At 39.9% G+C, this 19663-nt stretch carries 23 protein-coding genes and 1 tRNA gene; 9 read left to right on the top strand and 15 right to left on the bottom strand.

Features of this window, described 5'->3' with window-relative positions; genetic code table 11:
* The first annotated feature begins 9 nt into the window (after nucleotides 1–9).
* The 3 genes from fliS to bioD are packed head-to-tail and all read left to right on the top strand — an operon-like array spanning nucleotide 10 to nucleotide 1210.
* Nucleotides 10–369 carry a flagellar export chaperone FliS gene (gene fliS, locus H153_RS0105440; protein ID WP_022847128.1) on the top strand — a complete coding sequence of 120 codons (360 nt, stop codon included), beginning with the start codon at nucleotides 10–12 and terminating at the stop codon, nucleotides 367–369.
* Between the two features lie 8 nt (nucleotides 370–377).
* Complete coding sequence (locus H153_RS0105445) at nucleotides 378–596, top strand: hypothetical protein (protein WP_022847129.1); 219 nt, start codon at nucleotides 378–380, stop codon at nucleotides 594–596.
* On the top strand, nucleotides 593–1210 hold the full coding sequence (gene bioD, locus H153_RS09400; RefSeq protein WP_022847130.1) for a dethiobiotin synthase: 618 nt from the start codon (nucleotides 593–595) through the stop codon (nucleotides 1208–1210). The genes H153_RS0105445 and bioD overlap by 4 nt, the downstream gene beginning before the upstream one ends.
* Here the strand turns inward: bioD and H153_RS0105455 are convergent.
* The 5 genes from H153_RS0105455 to H153_RS0105475 form a co-directional block, all read right to left on the bottom strand.
* Nucleotides 1203–1700, bottom strand: coding sequence for a shikimate kinase (locus H153_RS0105455; protein ID WP_022847131.1), 498 nt, complete (start codon nucleotides 1698–1700; stop codon nucleotides 1203–1205). The genes bioD and H153_RS0105455 overlap by 8 nt on opposite strands.
* A gap of 7 nt (nucleotides 1701–1707) precedes the next feature.
* Nucleotides 1708–2535 carry a hypothetical protein gene (locus tag H153_RS0105460; protein WP_022847132.1) on the bottom strand — a complete coding sequence of 276 codons (828 nt, stop codon included), beginning with the start codon at nucleotides 2533–2535 and terminating at the stop codon, nucleotides 1708–1710.
* Nucleotides 2517–3815, bottom strand: a complete 1299-nt coding sequence (locus tag H153_RS0105465; RefSeq protein WP_022847133.1) for a tetratricopeptide repeat protein — start codon at nucleotides 3813–3815, stop codon at nucleotides 2517–2519. The genes H153_RS0105460 and H153_RS0105465 overlap by 19 nt, the downstream gene beginning before the upstream one ends.
* A gap of 122 nt (nucleotides 3816–3937) precedes the next feature.
* Nucleotides 3938–4285, bottom strand: coding sequence for a DUF6394 family protein (locus H153_RS0105470; RefSeq protein ID WP_022847134.1), 348 nt, complete (start codon nucleotides 4283–4285; stop codon nucleotides 3938–3940).
* Nucleotides 4272–5417 carry a potassium channel protein gene (locus H153_RS0105475; RefSeq protein WP_022847135.1) on the bottom strand — a complete coding sequence of 382 codons (1146 nt, stop codon included), beginning with the start codon at nucleotides 5415–5417 and terminating at the stop codon, nucleotides 4272–4274. The genes H153_RS0105470 and H153_RS0105475 overlap by 14 nt, the downstream gene beginning before the upstream one ends.
* A gap of 100 nt (nucleotides 5418–5517) precedes the next feature.
* Here H153_RS0105475 and H153_RS0105480 point away from each other — a divergent pair.
* From H153_RS0105480 to glnA, 3 genes are all read left to right on the top strand, one after another.
* Nucleotides 5518–5612: transfer RNA gene (locus tag H153_RS0105480), tRNA-Sec, on the top strand.
* Between the two features lie 187 nt (nucleotides 5613–5799).
* Nucleotides 5800–6138: a P-II family nitrogen regulator gene (locus H153_RS0105485; RefSeq protein WP_022847136.1), complete on the top strand. Its 339-nt coding sequence runs from the start codon at nucleotides 5800–5802 to the stop codon at nucleotides 6136–6138.
* Between the two features lie 32 nt (nucleotides 6139–6170).
* A complete protein-coding gene (gene glnA / locus H153_RS0105490; protein WP_022847137.1) occupies nucleotides 6171–7589 on the top strand; it encodes a type I glutamate--ammonia ligase in 1419 nt (472 codons plus the stop codon).
* Nucleotides 7590–7634: 45 nt separating this feature from the next.
* On the opposite strand, the gene H153_RS0105495 is transcribed toward glnA, so the two are convergent.
* The 5 genes from H153_RS0105495 to H153_RS09405 all read right to left on the bottom strand — a co-directional run bounded on the left by H153_RS0105495 (nucleotide 7635) and on the right by H153_RS09405 (nucleotide 10747).
* A complete protein-coding gene (locus H153_RS0105495) occupies nucleotides 7635–8276 on the bottom strand; it encodes a hypothetical protein (RefSeq protein WP_022847138.1) in 642 nt (213 codons plus the stop codon).
* Nucleotides 8266–8907 carry a cytochrome c biogenesis protein CcsA gene (ccsA, locus tag H153_RS0105500; RefSeq protein ID WP_022847139.1) on the bottom strand — a complete coding sequence of 214 codons (642 nt, stop codon included), beginning with the start codon at nucleotides 8905–8907 and terminating at the stop codon, nucleotides 8266–8268. Before ccsA ends, H153_RS0105495 begins: the two co-directional genes overlap by 11 nt.
* Before the next feature lies 1 nt (nucleotide 8908).
* The gene (locus H153_RS0105505) at nucleotides 8909–9478 is read right to left on the bottom strand and encodes a DUF1847 domain-containing protein (protein ID WP_022847140.1); all 570 of its coding nucleotides are present in this window, start codon (nucleotides 9476–9478) and stop codon (nucleotides 8909–8911) included.
* A gap of 11 nt (nucleotides 9479–9489) precedes the next feature.
* Nucleotides 9490–9861 carry a NifB/NifX family molybdenum-iron cluster-binding protein gene (locus H153_RS0105510; protein WP_022847141.1) on the bottom strand — a complete coding sequence of 124 codons (372 nt, stop codon included), beginning with the start codon at nucleotides 9859–9861 and terminating at the stop codon, nucleotides 9490–9492.
* 226 nt (nucleotides 9862–10087) lie between these two features.
* Entirely contained in the window at nucleotides 10088–10747 is a 660-nt protein-coding gene (locus tag H153_RS09405; RefSeq protein WP_022847142.1) for an N-glycosylase/DNA lyase, read from the bottom strand.
* Nucleotides 10748–10892: 145 nt separating this feature from the next.
* Here H153_RS09405 and cooS point away from each other — a divergent pair, with 145 nt between their 5' ends.
* The 3 genes from cooS to H153_RS0105530 all read left to right on the top strand — a co-directional run bounded on the left by cooS (nucleotide 10893) and on the right by H153_RS0105530 (nucleotide 13837).
* Nucleotides 10893–12809, top strand: a complete 1917-nt coding sequence (cooS, locus tag H153_RS0105520; protein ID WP_022847143.1) for an anaerobic carbon-monoxide dehydrogenase catalytic subunit — start codon at nucleotides 10893–10895, stop codon at nucleotides 12807–12809.
* Between the two features lie 81 nt (nucleotides 12810–12890).
* A complete protein-coding gene (locus H153_RS09410; RefSeq protein WP_022847144.1) occupies nucleotides 12891–13208 on the top strand; it encodes a nitrous oxide-stimulated promoter family protein in 318 nt (105 codons plus the stop codon).
* A gap of 17 nt (nucleotides 13209–13225) precedes the next feature.
* Nucleotides 13226–13837 (top strand): Crp/Fnr family transcriptional regulator, encoded by a 612-nt coding sequence (locus H153_RS0105530; protein ID WP_022847145.1) that lies wholly within the window; start codon nucleotides 13226–13228, stop codon nucleotides 13835–13837.
* Here the strand turns inward: H153_RS0105530 and H153_RS09935 are convergent, their stop codons facing one another.
* Genes H153_RS09935 through H153_RS0105555 form a run of 5 tightly spaced genes read right to left on the bottom strand, consistent with a single transcriptional unit; the run spans nucleotide 13838 to nucleotide 19651 of the window.
* Nucleotides 13838–14989: a GGDEF domain-containing protein gene (locus H153_RS09935; protein ID WP_052168197.1), complete on the bottom strand. Its 1152-nt coding sequence runs from the start codon at nucleotides 14987–14989 to the stop codon at nucleotides 13838–13840.
* A complete protein-coding gene (locus tag H153_RS0105540) occupies nucleotides 14990–16201 on the bottom strand; it encodes a hypothetical protein (RefSeq protein ID WP_022847147.1) in 1212 nt (403 codons plus the stop codon). It lies immediately after the preceding gene.
* 14 nt (nucleotides 16202–16215) lie between these two features.
* Nucleotides 16216–17610 carry a cytochrome c3 family protein gene (locus H153_RS0105545; RefSeq protein WP_022847148.1) on the bottom strand — a complete coding sequence of 465 codons (1395 nt, stop codon included), beginning with the start codon at nucleotides 17608–17610 and terminating at the stop codon, nucleotides 16216–16218.
* Between the two features lie 15 nt (nucleotides 17611–17625).
* Nucleotides 17626–18816 (bottom strand): hypothetical protein, encoded by a 1191-nt coding sequence (locus H153_RS0105550; protein ID WP_022847149.1) that lies wholly within the window; start codon nucleotides 18814–18816, stop codon nucleotides 17626–17628.
* Complete coding sequence (locus H153_RS0105555) at nucleotides 18767–19651, bottom strand: hypothetical protein (protein ID WP_022847150.1); 885 nt, start codon at nucleotides 19649–19651, stop codon at nucleotides 18767–18769. Before H153_RS0105555 ends, H153_RS0105550 begins: the two co-directional genes overlap by 50 nt.
* Between the last annotated feature and the right edge of the window lie 12 nt (nucleotides 19652–19663).

Raw genomic sequence — 19663 nt, forward strand, 5'->3', positions numbered from 1 at the left:
AGGTGGCGGATGGTTAATCCTTATTTAAAAATGGACGTTGAGACAGCGTCACCTGTAAGACAACTGGTGATGCTTTATGAAAAGGCTATTCTGTGTATGAGCATTGCCGTTAAAGCAATTGAAGATAGCGATGTTAAAACGAAGGTTGATAATATCCTTAGAGCACATGATATAGTGAGAGTTTTAAACGCTTCCCTTGATATGGAAAAGGGCGGTGAGATAGCAAAGAATCTGCGGGCTCTCTATGATTTTATTGAGGAGTCTCTTTTGAAGGTTAACACCAGTAATGACACTGAACTTCTTAGAAGGATAATTGATATAATGGTAGAATTAAAGAGTGCGTGGGAGGAGTTAGAATCAAAACTTTAAAGGAAATAATGTCTCAGATGGCTATTGCCATTGAAGATGGTGATTACAAAACGGCGACAGAACTTGCCCGTGAACTTTCAAAAATTGATTTTTCCCGGTTTTCCTTAAATGAGAGGAAGAAGCTTCAGATGGAGATTTCTAACCTTATCGAAAAAGCAAAGAAACAGGAACTTGAAATTGCTGAAACCATTTCTAAAAAATTGAAAGCGAGGAAGTTTGTTCAATGATAATTCTTGTTACCGGAACAGATACGGGTGTTGGCAAAACGTTTTTTACAGTTAACTTTTTAAGGATTTTAATTAAAAGTGGGAAAGATGTAACAGGGCTGAAGATAGTTGAGACAGGATGCAACCCTGTGTGTGAAGATGCCAGGAAGATTTCTGACGTATGCGGTATGGAAATACCGCCGATCTACTCTTTTAAAACACCAGTTGCACCCGCTGTTGCGGAAAGGCTGGAAAGAAGGCAGATAGATGTTGAATACATAAAAACGAAAATGCTGAATATGTCAAAACACTATGAGATTTTAATAGCGGAAGGTGCTGGGGGTATAATGGTTCCAATATCAGGAAGTTATACCTTCCTCGATTTAGCAAGAGAAATAGCAGATATGGTCTTTGTTGTTGCCTTGAATAAGTTGGGTGTAATTAACCATACACTTTTAACAGTTGAGGTTTGCAAATACAATAACATTCCGGTTAGGGGTGTTTTCTTAAACAACTTTAAAGCATCAGATGTCAGTGCGGAAACAAACAGAGAAACGCTGTCTTACCTTCTTGATGTGCCTGTTTATGAATTTTCCGATTCTTCTGACTTTGAGAAATTCGTGGATATTATTTGACGATCTTTTCCATAATCTCATTTGCAATTTGTTCAGGCGTTTTATTCTGCGTATTGACTATGATTTTTGCTTTTTTGTAAAAATTTTCCCTTGTCTTGTAGAGTTTCATAAGTTCATTTTTCCCGCGCTTTACAAGCGGTCGATTGCTATCAGCCTTTATTCTTTCCCATAAAGTTTCAAAATCTGCTTTTAAATAGATAGATATAGAGTGTTCATTCAATATCTTAAGATTATTTTTGTAGGACGGCATTCCACCGCCTGTGGATATTATCACTTTATCGAAGTTGCTTATTATTGCTTTAAAAATCTCTATTTCTTTTTCTCTGAAAAAATCTTCACCAAATTGTCTGAATATTTCCGGTATTGAGGTGCCTACTTTTTTTTCAATTTCTTCATCTATGTCAATGAATGGAAAGTTAAGCTTTTTTGATAGCAGTCTTCCAACGGTTGATTTCCCGCATCCCATAAATCCTATTAACGATATTTTCATTCCTGCCTCACGGAATAACAAACAGTGAAGAGTTGCTGAGGTCCGGCAATTTTAATACTAAATCATCAGATGTACCCAGCTTTCTGTCCGGTCCGGGGCTTATCAAATAGCCGTTTTTATAATATATGTTATTAAAGAAGGCATCTTTCACAGGCAGTTTTTCCGGTAATTTGTAGTTTAAAATTCTTTTGGCATTTATTTCGTTTTCTATTTGCTGCATTTTCACATAGGATACAATTGTCCTTCCATATGGAAAGAAGGCAACAACAATTGCTGCAAAAATGAAGATAAAAGTGATTCCGGCAAACAGAGGAGCTATTCTGTCCATTAGGTTTATCTTTTGAATTTCAATAATACCATCATTTTCCCACGTGCATAGATCAAGGAGAGAAAATGATGAACTGTTTAAAACAAGTTCCCTTTCTACAGGATACCTGGAGAAGGTTTTTAAAATAGCAGGAACTTTATCGCTATCAATAATCTTTATCTTGAACTTCGACGGTATCTGCCGGATATATTTTATGGATTCAACTATTTTAATCAGTTCATCTTTACTTATTTTTTCACCTTCAGGACATTTATCGAGTGCTGGAATTATTGTAAACGTTATTTCTTTCCTTCCTTGAATAACCCATTTTGACAGTTTTCTTTTAAGTTCATGAACATCTACAGAGTTTCCATTTGAAACTATGGTAAACGTTCCTTGTTCTGCACAGAAAGTTATGTGCTCGTCTCCACATTTCAGTCTGAAAAGAACATCGTCTCCCAAAAATTCAAGTAATTTCAGAAACTGCTCAAAGTCGTTTATCTTTCCCTTTACAGGTTCATTGAGCATAGCATGCTCCCTATGATGATTTCAAGAGCCATGATGGCTCCCAACAGCAGGAACAGAGCACTGTATCTGTTTGCATAGTACAGTCTGTACCCTGGAAGATAACTGAAAAATGGATTTATACTGATAAGGGCTGCTGCTTTTTTTACATTCATTACTGCTAAACCTAAAAGGATACCTACAACGATAGCGATTAAGCTATAAATAGGTATAGAAAAATCAGGTTTAGGAAAACCTATGTCGCTGATGTTGGCTATTAGAGGAATCGTTCTATTAAAAGAAAAGTTTGCCTCTTCAAGTTTTTTTGAATACGCTTCCGCTTCCTGAGGTTGTAGCAGAGAAGAGTAGGTTATAAACAGATTGTAATAAGTTTTAACCATTGGATAGAATCCTTCTGCCTTTTTGAATAGATTAATGGCTTTTTTAAGGTTACCTTTCTGGAAAGCAACACACCCCAAGTTATTATATAAAATAGCTTTCATTTTTCTATCACGAACCTCTTCAGCCAGGTCTTTAAGTTTCTTAGTGTCTATTTTGTGAAGCAGTGCCTGTTTGTTCGCTATGGAAGCTATCTTGACCATGTTAGCAGGTGCCTTGCCGATTAAAAAAGGGGGAGCATAGTTGTCCCTGTTCAGTTTCACATACAAAAGGTTTTCGGGATTAGAGATGTAGTTAAAATATCCTTTTTCTGCACCTACGCCCCATGTGTGGAGAAGCAGGAGAAAGATCATAGCTATAGAAAAAGGTATTTTTTCTTTAAAACGAAGTCCCAACCCTGCAATTGCGGCGAATATTAAATAGAATGGAATGTTTTGGAATATTAGTCCACATATTATTAAAATTGTACCAATGAAAACAGCAATGTTTCTTTTTGCTTCAGAAGAAAACAACCTATCTGAAGCATATATAAGTGTAAAAATAGAGAGAATAACTATTCCAACGGTAGCAGTACTTACGCCAATATCTATTTTTATGATTTTCTCTCTTATCTTATCTACAGAAGATGGAGGAACGTTCTCAAATTTTTCTCCGGTTATGTAGTTTATCTCTGGCAGATAGAATATTGACGAAGAATCTTTTATCTCCATCAATCTCTTTATTTCTTCATTTATTTTTTTTATGTTTTCTCCTTTGGAAATATCTTCCTCTATTTTCTTAAGATATTGGTCAATGGGAGTTGTGTTGTTGACCACAGCATGAGCCGCCAGAGGAAAGACTGTGATTAATATAATAAGCATGGATATGGTGAGTTTCTTAATCTTTGCACCCAAAGTCAATCTCATTTGTTCCCCTCAAAGCGAAAACCACAAATGCATCCAGATTAATTATAGTAGATTTTTTACAATAAAGCTAAATTTCATCATTCAAATTATGGAGTGTTTATAAAAATTAATGACGGTTGCCTTTATAACCAGTTATCTTCTCTCGTTTCTATGACTGTTTCAATGATTATGAGGACAACGGAGAATATATTTGCAACCAATCCACCCCATGCCATTGCTTTTACAAGGCTCATCCTTGTTCCTATTTCGTAAAATATAAGTGCCGGAATTAAGTGGAGGTCAGCTGCCAGACTCGTCGATAGAAGTTCGGCACTCAACGTTTTTTTGCTTCCAAGTTTTAGAAGGGTTGCTATTAAATTGAAGGTTACAGATGCTATGAGTGCGTAGGGATCACCATCGTATATGAATCCTACAGTTGTTGTAAGTGACATCATTACAAAGAAAGAAGTCCAAACTTTACTCCAATCCATCTTCCCTCTCCTTCAGCTTTTTCTTTAATAAAACGCCTCTTGAAAGAACGCCACTCTTAACAAATATTTTTACAGCTTTTTTAAGATTCTTTTTGGGTGCCACAACGGCTAATATATCACCGGGTTCCAGGACGGTTGCTTCGTCAGGAAGATACACAACGCTTCCGTCTTCTTTTTTTATTGCTATTACCGTTACTCCAAACTGCTTTTTAAGATTAAGTTCCCTCAATGTTTTACCACATACTGGTGATTCGGGTGTAATTAATAGCTCTTCAATATCTATAAAGGTTTCTTCTCCAAAAAGGAGCTCTTCTAAAAACGATCTTTCGCCAAATATTGGTGGTTTTTCTGCTAATGAGGCTATCCGTCTTGAGGTGATTTCTGGTATTGTTTCAACATAGTCTGCACCAACGAGTTTAAGCTTCTCTTTAAAGTTTTCATTGTTGATTATAGAGAATATGAAAAAATTTCTGATTTTTAACTTCTTAGCAACATTTTTAACAGTAAGAGTTATGGCGAGATTTTTGTAATCCTCAGTTTCCGCTACAATCGCGCCAACTGCTCTTTCTATATTGGCGAGATAGATGGTATTTTCATTTGAAGGATCAAGATTGAGGTAAAATTTGATGTCGTTTTTCTTTGCAAAATCTTCAATATTTTCGGAGTTACTGATTACGACATATGGAATACCTTTTCCGTTAAATTCTCTTGTAAGATGAACAACATAGTCGTTTAGTCCAAATATTAAATAGTGGTTTTTCAAGTTATTTATGTCCGAAACCATCTTTCTAAACCTCACGATTTTTTTTACTTCGCCTGATGTGACTATGTTTATTAGAACGGCTATGGAATAACCCATTACGCTTCCAACGCCGAAAGTCATTACCAATATGTTGAAAATTCTTCCCTTTGCTGTCATATTCCACATTTCGCCGTAACCTATGGTCGTGACGGTCAGGATAGTCATGTAGAAAGCCTTTAAAAGTCTGACATGAGAGATGAGCATATATCCGATGGTGGAAACCATTATAGTTATTAGTGCAATAATAAGAGGAGGCCTAAATTTCATGACTATCTCGAGGATTCTATCCTCTCCAAATTCTGAAGGCATTCTTTTTTCTATCTTTTTCAAGGACTCCTCTCCCCCGATAAAACTTTATCAATTATATCGTAAAGTTTGGCGCAAGTGGACACTACAAGCGGGATTGCTATATTTAATTTTAAACTTTTAAGGAGGCAGATGGAGGCTGGTGTCTCCCCCGGACTTCAAATCCGGTGGTCCCGCGAAGAGCGGGACGGTAGGTTCGATTCCTATCTGCCTCCGCCATTTCTGCACTTGATTTATTCAATATATCTCTTTAGTGCACAAAAAAAGTGCACATTTCTTCTCCTGAAATTTAATTAACGCCTTCTCTGCAAAGTTTTTCCAAAAACTTTTCCCATTCCTTCCAATTTGGCAAGAAATTTGTTTAAATAATACCCGAGGTGAATTCTAAAACGGACGGAGGGACATAATGAAGAAGATAGAAGCTATCATCAAGCCTTTCAAACTGGAGGAGGTTAAGGACGCTCTAACAGACATCGGCGTTCATGGTCTTACCGTTACAGAAGTAAAAGGTTTCGGAAGGCAGAAGGGACATACTGAACTTTACAGAGGTGCCGAGTACGTGGTAGATTTCATACCTAAAATAAAAATCGAAATCGTTGTTTCTGACGACATGGCAGAAAAGGTTATAGAGACTATCGTTAATACTGCCAGAACAGGAAGAATTGGTGATGGTAAGGTATTTGTAATTCCTGTTGAGGACATTGTTAGAATAAGAACAGGTGAAAAAGGAGATGCAGCTGTTTGATTAAATTTAGAAATATCCTGCAGGAGGTAGATATGAAGCCAAGTAACGCTAAGGAAGTTGTAGAGCTTATCCAGAGGGAAGGGGTTAAGTTCGTTGACCTCAGATTTTCTGACATGTTCGGCACATGGCACCATGTAACATTTCCAGCCCATGAGATTTCCGAAGAGTCTTTTGAGCAGGGACTTTTCTTTGACGGTTCTTCAATCAGACAGTGGCAGCCAATTAATGCAAGTGACATGATGTTCAAGCTTGATCCAACCTCAGCTGTCATCGATCCTCTTTCTGAGGTTCCCACACTTGTCGTAATTGCTGACATTGTTGATCCTGTTACAAAAGAGCCTTACGAGAAGGACCCAAGAAACATTGCGAAAAAAGCACTCGAGTACCTTAAGTCAACGGGGATCGGTGATACCGTTTACTGTGGTCCTGAGCCTGAATTTTTCATTTTTGATGATGTAAGGTTTGATGCTGGAACAAACTACAGCTTTGCCTTTGTAGATTCTGAAGAAGGTTGGTGGAGAACAGGGGAAGAAGAGGGACCGAACCTTGGTCATAAAGTTAAGCCAAAAGGTGGTTACTTCCCTGTTCCACCGGTAGATGCTCTTGACCATATAAGAAAGATGATGGCTCTTAAAATGGAAGAGGCTGGCTTAGTTGTTGAGTGCCTCCACCACGAAGTTGCTACAGGCGGTCAGTGCGAAATTGACTTTAGATTTGGAGATCTTATAACAGCTGCTGACAACATCATGTGGGCTAAGTACATCGTTAAAAATGTTGCTAAGATGTTTGGAAAGACTGCAACATTTATGCCCAAGCCACTTTTTGGCGATAACGGAACAGGTATGCACACTCACATGTCTATATGGAAAGATGGTGAGAACCTCTTTGATGGTGACAGCTATGCCGGACTTTCTGAAACAGCTCTCTACTTCATCGGTGGTATTATAAAGCACGCCAAGGCAGTTTGTGCATTTACAAACCCAACAGTAAACTCTTACAAGAGACTTGTTCCTGGATTTGAGGCGCCTGTTAACCTCTGCTACTCAGCAAGAAACAGATCTGCTTCTATCAGGGTTCCCGTTGTAACAAATCCTAAGGCCAAGAGAATTGAAGTAAGATTCCCTGACAACTCAGGTGCTCCTTACCTTGCATTCACGGCACTTCTCATGGCAGGTCTTGATGGTATTGAGAACAAGATTCACCCAGGCGAGCCCGTTGATAAAAACCTCTACGATCTTCCACCGGAGGAACTCAAAGACATTCCAACAGTTCCCGGTTCTCTTGCAGAAGCGATTGATGCCCTTGAGAAGGATTACGAGTTCCTTACAAAAGGTGGCGTAATGACAGAGAAATTCCTCGAGGATTACATTGAATACAAGAGGACAGAGGAGATTGACCCTGTTAGACTCAGACCGACACCAATGGAGTTTCTCCTCTACTACGATGTTTAATGTTCCTTTGATATTTTTCGGGGGCGGCCTTTGTGCCGCCCCTTTCTATTTTCTGAGGAAGGTTTTTACCGTCTGGATTGAAAGGGAGATAACAAAACAGACAGCGCATAAAAGCGTTACAAAGGGCAAGATAGAGAAAGGCTGGTATTTGAAAATCATACCATTTGAGTCCACTCCCGATATCCACACGACACCGTTTTTGGTTATCAGAGGATCGTTAAAAGAAGTTGTGCCTTCAACAATTTTTTTATTTTTCTCTATCGAAATTCTTGCGGTAACTGACATGGTTTGAGGATTTACACTTACATTTTCCACTTTTATTTTAATGTCTCCTCCCCTTACGACGCCTTCAGGAAAGCCCCTGAACTGATATACAGGAAGAAACAGAAACAGGATGCATAGGACAACCGTTAAACCACCGCTGATATGAACAATATTTTTCAAGGATAGTTTTTTAAAGGAGAAGAGTGAGCAGAGAAAGGTCTGAAGCCCTGTTATAAAGAGCAGGAAAGCTGTTACCATTATGGGAATTTTCAGATAGAGCGGCATGACAGGAAAAAATCGATAAAGGCCCATTTCGTTTATCACTGTTCCTCTACCTGAGAATACTACGATAAATGAAGTTAGAAAGAAAAGTAGTATAAGAACCAGAAAAACTTTTTTTGACTTTATTAGATTAGAAACCATGTGTTCCTCCGAAGAGGAAGTTTATTCCGAAGAACGAGAAGAGAACGAAGCCACCGGCAGCAGCGATGAAATAATGTTTAAATTCCTTGAATGCCTTATCCGTTTCCACGTGCAGGAGAAATGCGGTATAAAACCATAAAAACAGAGAAAAAAGGGATTTCGGTTCAAAAGGGAACAGGTCTGCCCAGGCAAGGTAAGCCCATATTCCACCAATAACCATAGATACGGAAAACAGGAGAAATCCAAGTAGTAGAGGTTTCTTATAGGTTAAATTTTTTTTCTTTAAATCAAACAGTGCTATTACCGACAGAGATAGAAAAATTGCGTAGGATACCATGGCAGAGGTTACGTGGATGATAAATAGAGGCGTTCTTATAATGGGAGGTATTTCCTTGATAGACTGTGGAAGAAAAAATAGAGGAATAGTTAAAAAGATGGACAGGATAGTTCCTGCTATACCTGTTTCCATGAGTCCTGAAATTAGTGCAAATACTGCTGTTAACAGCAGTAGGGAATCAAATGGAGAGAATATAGGAGGATACCCTGTTTTGAAGGTTCTGTAAATCTCTATAACGGTTAAGATAACGAAAACCGTGAAGTTTAGAAATTTTTGAGTCTTTTTTAAGTTCATATCATTCCCCCATGATTCTACGCAGATGGTACGGTGTGTAAAGTGCACCTGCAGGGTTGTGAGAGAGTACTCTGTCTTTAACGATGAATACTGTTGAAGGTGCATCAGAGTATTTCTGAAACAGAATATCGTGGCCGACGCAAAGGCCTATTACTATGTTAAGGTCTGTTCCCTTTTCGTTTAAGGCTTTTGCCTGTCCTATGGGGTTGCATACAGCTTCTTTCCCTTCTTTAAGTTTTGGTATGTTCAGTGTTTCTTTATCTACGCTTCCAATCTTACAAATGGCTGAGAAAACTTCAAATCCTTTTTTGGTTAAGATTTCTGCGACAGTCTTTGCTTCATTGAAAAGCCCTATGCAGAACGCTATGCCTATTCTCCTGTATCCCATTCTCTTTGAAAATTCTACGATTTCCTCTATTCGGGTCATTTTGCAGTAGAATTCTTTTTCTATTTCGGAAGCCGTTTTTAGCATCTTCAGGTCTTCTTTTGGAAGAGTATGTAATTCAGGGGATTTCTGACATACCTTTCCTTCACGGTAACATCCTTTATCGTTACACAGGTGACACTTCATATTTTTCTCCGTCAGTGGTGGTGTCCGCCTTCAGAAGGCTGTGTAAGTGGTTGTAGTTTTCCTTCATTGTAAAGGCTTATGGCATCTTCTACAAACTTTATATTTTCGGGTATGAGGAAAATTTTTATGCCGGCGGTTTGAAGGTTAAAGAACGCTCCTTCACCCATCTCTTTCACAAGAACTACATCAACGCCGTTTCTCATAAAGAGATCAGCTATTAATCGTCCACCTCCGTAACCTGCTCGTTTCTTTGGATTTTCAACAAGCATCGATTCTCCCGTTATTCCGTTGAATATCACAAATGCAGGTGCTTTTCCAAAGTGAGGACTTATGAGCTTTTTTCCATTAACTTCCGTTTCTACTGCCGGAATAGCGATAATCATGCAACACCTCCTCGGGTTAGGTTATACTAATAATATGATTTTAGCGGGAAAGTTGCCAGTGACTTTCTTCCCGCTTCACAGGGCGCTACTGCACCCTCCACGGACATGAGCTTGCGGACAGCCCATCCCCACCACCCTTTTAAGGCGGGCGAGACCTCCTTCTTCGCTGTCGCAACACGGTGCGATGACACTGCCTTGAAAAGGAAAGGATTAGCGCAGACTTATCCTAAACTTTCCACTTTTTGTGGGATAGCCATAAAACTGCATCAATGTGAATCAGGGGAATTCCCGTCTCTTCTTCCAATCTTTTCCAGAAATTTTTATCTTCTGAAATTGAGCGGATGCGGCTGTCCATTGGTATGAATATACCTTTCGGTGCGGTAAGGTTTTCATCATACATTGTACGGCATGCATAGATAAACATTTTTATTGCAAAGACAACGGTTTTTGCATCTTTTCTCTGCTTAAGGGCTTTTGAAAGTTTATCCAATAATCCTTTTATGTCTTTCATTGCAATTTCCACATCATTTTCTGTTTTAAAAATCTCGTCCACGGCTCTTTTAACCTTTTCAAATCTTTTAAGCCGCGTTTTTAAAAGCCTATAGTTGTTCAGTTTTAAAAATTCTGGAAAGTCTTCAATTCTGCTGTGGACAGAAAAAAACTCAGAAAACCTTTTCCAGTATTCTTCACCTCTCATTGGTAGCTGGTAAGAGAGGAGAGCATTTATAACCACGAGTTTTACAAAAGAAACTCTTTTATCTTTGTAGTAGGTGGAGAGTTCTTTAATTGCCTGAAACTGGGGATCGCTTTTTTCAATTTGAATAACATCGTTTATAGTCATTGATGATAAAGTTTTCTTCATTCCGGAATAAACCTTACTGTTCAACACTTTCCTCTTTAAGAATGGTAATCATTCCTGTTAAGTATGGTGAAAATAAAGGAATCCTTGACGTAAATCAAAGATATCACAGGTCTATTCTAACAAATTTAGAAGAGAATGGATAATAAAACTAAATTTTCAGGAGGAGAAGATGTTCAAGAAGCTTTTTGGCGGTGCGCCGGAAGAGAACGGAAACGATGTTATCAGTTTCCACAAAAGTATCAACTATATGTATAAGAGAGTAAAAGAAGCGCAGCTCTCTAATGTTGCCGACAGATTTGAAGCGATGGAAAAGGTTAGATGCAAATTCTGCAAAGAGGGTGTTTCCTGTCAGCTCTGTTCAATGGGTCCCTGCCGTATTACTCCACAAACACCGAGAGGGGTGTGTGGTATAGATGCTCACGGCATTGTTATGAGAAACCTCCTTCACAAGACAAATATGGGACTTGCCGCCTACACGTACCATGCCAGAGAGGTTGCTGAAACACTGAAAGCTACAGCTGAAGGAAAGACAATATTTACCATAAAGGATGCTTCAAAGATAGACCTTTTAGCTGATATCTTTGATGTTGACCAGTCTCTTGAACTTAACGAAAAGGCAAAGGCAGTGGCAGAAAAATATCTCCAGCTTCTTGCTGAAAACAGGGAGTCAACGCTTGTTGAAAAGCTGGCACCACAGTCAAGAAAGGATGTTTTCCGTAAATTGGGTATCTTTTCTAAAGGTCCGCTTCAGGAGCTTGTAGATTCTGTTGCAAGAGGTATGACAAACATTGACGGTGATTATATAAGCCTTGCCCTTGCCGCTTTAAGAAACGGCGTTGCTTCCCTGTTTGGTGCCTTAGTTCCTCTTGAACTTATGCAGGATGCACTTTATGGAACACCAATGCCCCATGAGGGAGAAGTCGATTTAGGTATCCTTGACCCGGAATACGTTAACATCCTTCCCAACGGTCATGAGCCTTTTGTTGGTCAGGCTCTCATAGAGCTTGCAAAGGATGAAAGGCTTCAGCAGATGGCAAGGGAGGCAGGTGCAAAAGGTATAAAAGTTGTTGGCTCTATTGAGACAGGTCAGGAACTGCTTGCCAGAAATCCTGTTGATGAGGTTTTTGCAGGTCTTACAGCAAACTGGATAGGTATTGAATACTATCTTTCAACAGGAGCTGTTGATGTCTTTGCAATGGATATGAACTGTTCTCTTGCAAACCTTAAGGAGTATGCAGATAAGTATAAATTCAAGCTTGTTGCAGTTTCAAACATCATAGGCGTACCGGGAGCTGAAAGGCTTGAGTACAGGCCGGGAAATGAGAAAGAGGTTGCAAGAAAAATAATAGAGATGGCTATCGAAAACTTCAAGGAGAGGAAAGCAACTGTTAAGGGAGAGAATCTTTCAGAATACAGGCAGAAGGCTATAGTTGGATTTTCGGCTGAGGCAATTATCAACGCCCTTGGCGGAAGTTTGACGCCGCTTCTTGAGGTTATAAAGTCCGGCGATATTAAGGGTGTTGTTGCGCTCGTTAACTGTACTACTCTTGCCAACGGACCTCAGGACAGCCTTACTGTTAATCTTGCCAGAGAACTTATAAAGAGAGACATTTTAGTCATAGGCGCCGGTTGCGGTAACGCAGGCCTTCAGCAGGCGGGACTTGAGACGCTTGAAGCTGCTGAGAAGTATGCAGGTGAGAGGTTGAAAGGTGTTTGTAAGGCTCTTGGTATTCCACCGGTTCTCTCTTTTGGCACCTGTACAGATACAGGAAGAATTGTTATGACAGTTGTTGCAATAGCAAATGCGCTCGGCGTTGATACGGCTGACCTTCCCGTTGCTGTTACCGCACCTGAGTATATGGAGCAGAAAGCGGTTATTGATGGATTTTCAGCCGTTGCCATGGGACTTTACACCCATGTTTCACCAACTCCACCGGTTACAGGTTCAGATAAGGTTGTAAAGCTTCTCCTTGAAGATGTTGAATCTCTCACAGGTGGTAAGATAGCCATTGGTGATGATCCTGTTGAAGTTGCCAATGGTATTGAAGCCCATATTCTTAAAAAGAGAGAAGCTCTGGGTATATGATACCAGCCACTCCTCCTCTTCAATATTTTCCCTTAGAGGGAAGGCTTTAAAGCCTTCCCTCTGCTATAATCGGAATTGATTATGGGAATAGAAAAAGAGAAGAGAACTATAGAGAAAATGATTTTAGTATTCTGCCACGGAAAACACGGAACGCGAGAGGGTTTGTGTCCAGAGTGTCAGTCTTTAAAAGATTACGCTTTCAGCAGACTTGACCTTTGCCCTTTCGGCGATAAGAAACCTTCTTGTAGAAAGTGTCCCGTTCACTGCTACACACCTGAAATGAGAGAACGGATAAGAGAAGTAATGAGATACAGTGGACCCCGTATGGTCTTTCATGCACCTTTTGAGTGGTTTAAACACAGGGTAGAGGAAATTCTTGATAGAATATTTAAAAATTAGATTACCGGGGTGTTCCTGTGCATGTTTTGAAATCTCTTCCTCTCTTCTCCACACTTACAGATCTGGAAATCAGGAAGATAGAGAATGTTCTCATTTACAGAAGATACCATCGAGGGCAGGTTTTATTCTCTTCTTACGACGAGGCTAACGGTATCTACATTCTTACACACGGTAAGGTTAAGTTGTATAAGTCTTTTGGTGGAAAAGAACAGACGTTAAGGATTTTTGCGCCCGTTTCAATGATAGGTGAGGCAGGAGCATTAAAAGGGGGAAATTTTCCGGCAAACGCAGTAGCCCTTGAGGATACAGAAGTTCTTTTCCTCCACAGGAAAGAGTTGACAAATATTATTAAAAATAATCCAGATATTGCAATGAAGATGATAGGTATTCTTTCAGAGCGTCTCTTTCACCTTGTCAGTCTTGTTGAAAATTTAAGCTTGAAAGACGCGGTTTCCAGAGTTTACGACTATATAGTCCATAAGGCAGATGAGAGTGGAAGATTGGAGTTTAAAACGACGATTGTTGCCATGGAGCTTGGCCTTACCGTGGAAACAGTTTCCAGGGCAGTTTCTCAATTAAAAAAGAGAGGTAAAATAAGAAAAACCGGAAAAATTGTAGAACTTATTTAGCTATTCGGATAAAACGATTCTGTCTCTCCCGCTATTTTTAGCCCGGTATAGAGCTTTATCAACTCTTTTAAGGTTCTCTTCAAAGCTCTTTTCCTTGTCGATTTTGCAGACTCCTACAGATACTGTAACTTTTATTTTTTTACCTTCGTAGTTAACTTCCATTTTTCTAATAGAACTGTGAATCCTTTTTGCCACCTTCATGGCCAACTCTTCTGTAGGTGTATCCACGGCAATTAAAAACTCGTCTCCTCCAAATCTTATGATAACATCTCTGTCCCTCAGGAGCTTTTTGAACATGCTGCCCAGCGTTCTTAAAACCTCATCACCGGCATCGTGTCCGCAGGTATCGTTGATTTCCTTAAAATTATCTATGTCTATAAATAATAAGTATGTAAATCTGTTTATGATGTCCTCACCAAAATCTTCCATAAAGCGTCTGCTGTAAACCCCTGACAATGGATCCGTATAGAGTTCCTTGTTGACCTCTGATAGTTTTATGTGAGAACGGTAAAGAATTTCCAGTTCATGCATGAGCTTCTGATTTTTCTTTAAAAATAGGAGGGACAGGGTGTTTAACTTTACAAATGTTGACAGAATATGGGTTTGCAAAAATTGATTGTTGAGCGTTGTAGAGAGCCAGGTATAGAGGTTTTCCGCCAGGTCGGATGTGTACATTAAAAACATGGAGTCAAAGAGAGCATCGTCGATTTTCTCTTTTTCGTAAAAGTTAGCCATCCGAGTAAAAAATTCCTGATTAAAGTTTTTTATGAAAAGTTCGTCATAGTAGTTTTTAAAAAAAGTTTTAAGAAAAGTTTTTTCGTGCTTTCTTTCTATAGATTCTATTGAATAGATCGTTTTTGAAAGAATTTCTCTAAATAATGAAGAGCCTTTAAACGCTAAAAAGTACCTCCTGTACATCTGCAGATGCTTTTTAAATTCAAATCCAAGTTCTTTTAATATTTCTGATACGGCTACGTCTTCAAGTGGCCACAAATCCTCGGGAACACTTGCACCCGATTTTTTTCTCAGGTATCTGTGACAGTTTTCGTAATCTGCTCTGCAAAACAGCGTAACTATTTTGTCCCATGTGTCTTCTATTTTTATGTAGTTTATGAAAGTACATCCGTCAAGGAATGGACACGTTTTTTTCATTTACCCCTCGGATTTGTTTAAAGCGGCTTGAAAAACTGCTCCCGGTATATCCCCCACCGTTTCTACAGAGAGGGAAGATTTATTGATAATAAAATATTTTCCGGTCTTTGAAAAGATGAACAATTTGTCGTTACCGATTAAAATTTCAGAACTTTTTTTTATATTAAAAGTGATATATGGGTTTAAAGAGAATGTATCAAGAGCAATGACTTTTGAAGGAGTTGTAACGAAGAGCAGGTGTTCGGATATTCTGAGTTTTAGAGGTTTCTCTGGCATGTCTTCTGAATCTGATGTTTTTGATAACAAGGAGTATTTAATTATAGAACTGGTAAAACTGTCAGCAGCATAAATATTTTCTCTGTCTCCACACACTGAAACAATGTTACCGGGAATTGTAACAGCACCGGTTAGCCTTCCGTTAATTAGACTGAAGATGTTTATGTCGCCGGTTCCGCCGTCGGCAGTGAGAATTGAATTAGTTGCATTGTTTATAAAAAAGTCTGAAACTTTCCTGTGAAAGTGGATACTGCTCAAAGTTCCTGATGATGTGTCGTATATGAAAAGATTCTGTCTGCTGGCAGATAAAATGTAAAGGTTCCCTTTTACACTTTTTATTTCAGCTGAACCGGCTCCTGGGATGGATATATCTGAAACAGGAAACCCGTTTTCCATTGATAAAACTGAAACGATAGGAAGGCCTTTAAAGCCGACATAAATTCTGTCACCTATCATGCCAATACCGGAAGGTTTCTCTTTAAAACCGATAAATCCTGCAATAAGTCCCGAATCACCATCTATTACGCCTACGGCATTTTTGTCTGGAATTGAAAACAGAACCTTATCTTTTACAGAGAGAAGATTTTGAGAGGCAACGTAGATTCCGTTTTTTGTTGTTTTAATAAAGACAGCCTTTACACTGTTATCTTTGATGTTCAGGGTTGATGCCAAAGTATAGACTTTGTCGTTCATTTTTATAGAATGGATTTTTCCTTTGAGATGGAAGGTGCCCAATAAAAATTGTTTCTGCGTTTCTGTCGGATTGAATGTTTTGTTTAAGGTTAGCGTTTTATTCTCAATTGATATACTTCCTATCTTTATCGGTTTTTTTACCTCTTCAAACTGAAGATAGACAAATAGAGAGGATGCATGTGCCGTCAACAGAAAACCAAAAACAGTTAAGTAAATTCCAAAAATCACAATTATCTTTCTCATCGCTTACCTTACTTTTAGAAGGTTCTTCTTCCAGTGTAATAACTCGGGTTGATTGTCAGCAGAATACTGTCATCGCCGCCGTGAAAGTGGCAGTACTGACAGTCCTCACCAGTCCAGCCGAAAGTTCCGTGACATCCTATGCATCTTGTTGGATATTTATAAGGTGCATCCGGATTTGTATGATGTATCACATACCATGTCTGAGGTATAGAACCCCCATATACTTGATGGCAGTTTACACATAGCTTCCAGATATCGTTTGGTGATGAAATGGTCGTATTGTAACCCAATGTGGACGCAAGTCCGTCAACAAGCTCTTTTCCGTTCACCTCTTCTCTTATTAAGTAGAGATTCTTTGAACCGTGAGCCTCGTGACAGTCCATACATGAAACAACAAATCCTGCACCATTTGCATTGACAGGAAGGGATGTATTGTTGTAAGGTGCCTGAAGTGAAGCGGTATTTGGGTCTGCCAGTGTGGTATTGGAATCCGCCACCCTGAATCCGTGCTTATCTCCGTTTGCAGAGAACCAGTCAATAGAATAGAGATTGCCGCCCGTTGTAACGGTTCCCGTATTAGGGTCAAAGTGCTGAATGGTGGTGCTGTAAATGATATTAGTTGTATTGTGGCAGTCTGTGCAGAAGCTTATGTAATCGGGCATCTTGGCAGCCTGCTGGGCAGGGGTCCCTGCAGTGCCGTCAGGCTCAAACGTAACTGTTGAACCATAGTAGTAGGGCGGCTGGTACATGTCTGTCAAAGCTGCCAGAGTTTCATTGGCATCATCACCCCAGAGATGGCTGTGGTCGGAGGGTTTTGAGAGGGGTGTATAGTAAGGATTATCAACATTTCTCCTGTTAGCCCTGACTATGTGAGGGTTGTGGCAGGCATCACACGGATTTGACTGGGGTTTAAAAAAGGATGAAAAAGGCAGGGTGGTACTGCCTGCGTTTCCCGTTGCAAACTGGTAAATATCGTAGAGATTGTGGTAGGAAGCCTGATTAAACATCTGGAATATACCTGTTACATTTGATGCGTTGTAACCTCCAAATGTATAACTGAAATTGTGGTTATCTATTCCGCCATTTTGCAGTGAACCGTCTGTGGTGGTGGAGTGGCAGTAGAAGCAGTAATCGTCAGACAGCACGTAAGGATTGGTGGTTTTGGCCGTATTGAAGTTTGGAGCAAAGAGTGCAAATGGTGACGGAGCTCCGTTGACCGGTGCAGGCTCTGCACCGTTCTGGCTTGCGTGCATTTCGTGGCAGTTGTCACAGTTTCCGACAGAGTATCCGGGCATGGACGTTCTGCTGACGCCGTATGTTGTGTTGCCGTGGGCGGACAGCAGATAACCACCAGCATGGGCGGTAGCGCTTGCCAAAAGCAATACTGCTGTTAAAATTGCTGCCCTCATTCTTCCCTCACAAATTCAGTCTTTTTGTGTATGACATATAGTGCACCCGTTTAATTTACCGTTTGCCGGCCAGTTTCTAAAGTCCCACCTCAGGATATCTGCATACGGTGTTCCGTGTGCTCTGTGGCACGATATACAGGTTACGATCGCAGTTCCCGGAGGGTCACCAGGTTTTACATCCACTACAGAAAGAACACCCTTTGTAAGGTCATCAGATGCAACAGGTGCAATAACGCTGTAAGGTGCTGCTGTTGAGTTGGTGGCACCGTTGTAGTACTGATATTCACTTCCTGAAGCATCCGTCATATCAAAGTCCGTTGGATGACGGAGCCACGGCGAAACGCCGTAATCACTTGAGGAAATTTGCCCGCTTCCTGAGTGGTAATATCCGTGACATTCAGCACATAGATAAGATATTGTATGTTTGTCCGCCGTTGAAGCTGTCAAAAGTGTTGTACTGTCTCTCACCTGACCGTAGTATTGATTGTGATTTGTCGCTGTTGGATGGTATTCATAATTTGCGCTTTCTATTCCGTATATTCCAAGTAAGAATCTGTAGCTGTTGCCGACCGTTGTTGCGTTCGTAAGTGGAGTTATTCCGTCATTTCCTTTGTTTCCGTGGTGGGCTCCGTATATTCCTTTGTAGTCGTCATCACCCGGTCTGTGGTGCCCGTGGCATCCGTAAAGGCCTGCACATGTGACCTGCTGACCTGCCGGCCATGTACCATTGCCTACAATTTCACCTGCAGCATTTGCAAACGTTCCGTCAAATCCCGGCGGCGCCGACAGTATGTCATCGGGATTTCCAAGCTCTGCTACATTGTGCCCGCATTCATCGGCAACTGTGTTAGGCACACTTGTTCCATAGACCATCCAGTAAAAGTTTCCGCCAGCAAGTGTATTTGTATCCGGTTCTGTTCCGGTAGCATTATATATGGGTGGCGTCTGGGAAAACACATACGGAGTCTTGTTTGTTCCATCATTTATTCCAGTATGGCATGCTATACAGCTTTTATTCAGCAGGAAGGGGTGAGTTCCATTGCTGTTAACAGCAATACCGTTTTGAACATTGTGCATTGTATGGCAGTTGTAGCACGGTCCCGATACCGCGAAAGCGGTACTTCCGCACACCAAGGTTACCGCTACTGTTAACAGGTTACTTTTTAGACTTAGCAGTTTGTTTGTCAAAGACTTCAACTCTTCCATTTCCCTCTTCCGCAATCCATAAATTTCCATATTTATCAAAATTTATATAGGATGGATAGTAGAGCTTACCTCTCTTTTCACCTCTCTCTAAGATTATATCTAATAATGCACCCTGCGAGTTGTATATCTTAATATTTCCGGCGTCCTTGTCACAGATATATATGAAACCGTTTTTGTCTATGTCTATAGATACGGGAAGGAGAAGCTTGTGGTTTTTGTCTTCAAGTTTTATGGCTTTTCTTTTTCCTGTTTTAAGGTCAAATTCCACTACAGTTTTTGATATGGGTTTAAGGCAGACGATTTTATCTTTTCGGATTTTAAAGTCTATGAATCCATCATCTTTGCCGTGAGTAAAAACTTCTTTTACGTTAAATTGATTGTTGAATTTGTATATATCGCCTGTCAGCCTATCAAGAATGTAGATGTATCCCTTGTGAATAAAAATTTTATCAGGGATTATTCTCATCCGTATTTTTTCAATCTTTCGAGTCTTTAAATTGATGATATCAATCTCCTGGTTGCCGCGGTTAATTACTATAATCTTCTCTTTCGAAAATTTCGCCATAGCTACAGGTTTGTTTAAAACCCCCTTAGCAAAAAAGGCAGGCTTAGGAACTCCCCTTTTAACAGAATACGAAAAAAGCTTCCCGGTCCCGTCAACGATGTACGCCCGGTTGCCGTCTTGTGAAAATGATACAAAGAGAGGACGTCTCATAAAGGTTTCTCTTTTGTCTTTCTTTAGTGTCATGTACCAAGTATAGTTAAAGGACCCGGCAAAAACTGCTTTGGGTAACGCAAGTGTAAATAGACTCAATATGGTTAACAAAATATTCATAAATTTCCTCCT

Source organism: Desulfurobacterium sp. TC5-1 (assembly GCF_000421485.1).
Classification (GTDB): domain Bacteria; phylum Aquificota; class Aquificia; order Desulfurobacteriales; family Desulfurobacteriaceae; genus Desulfurobacterium_A.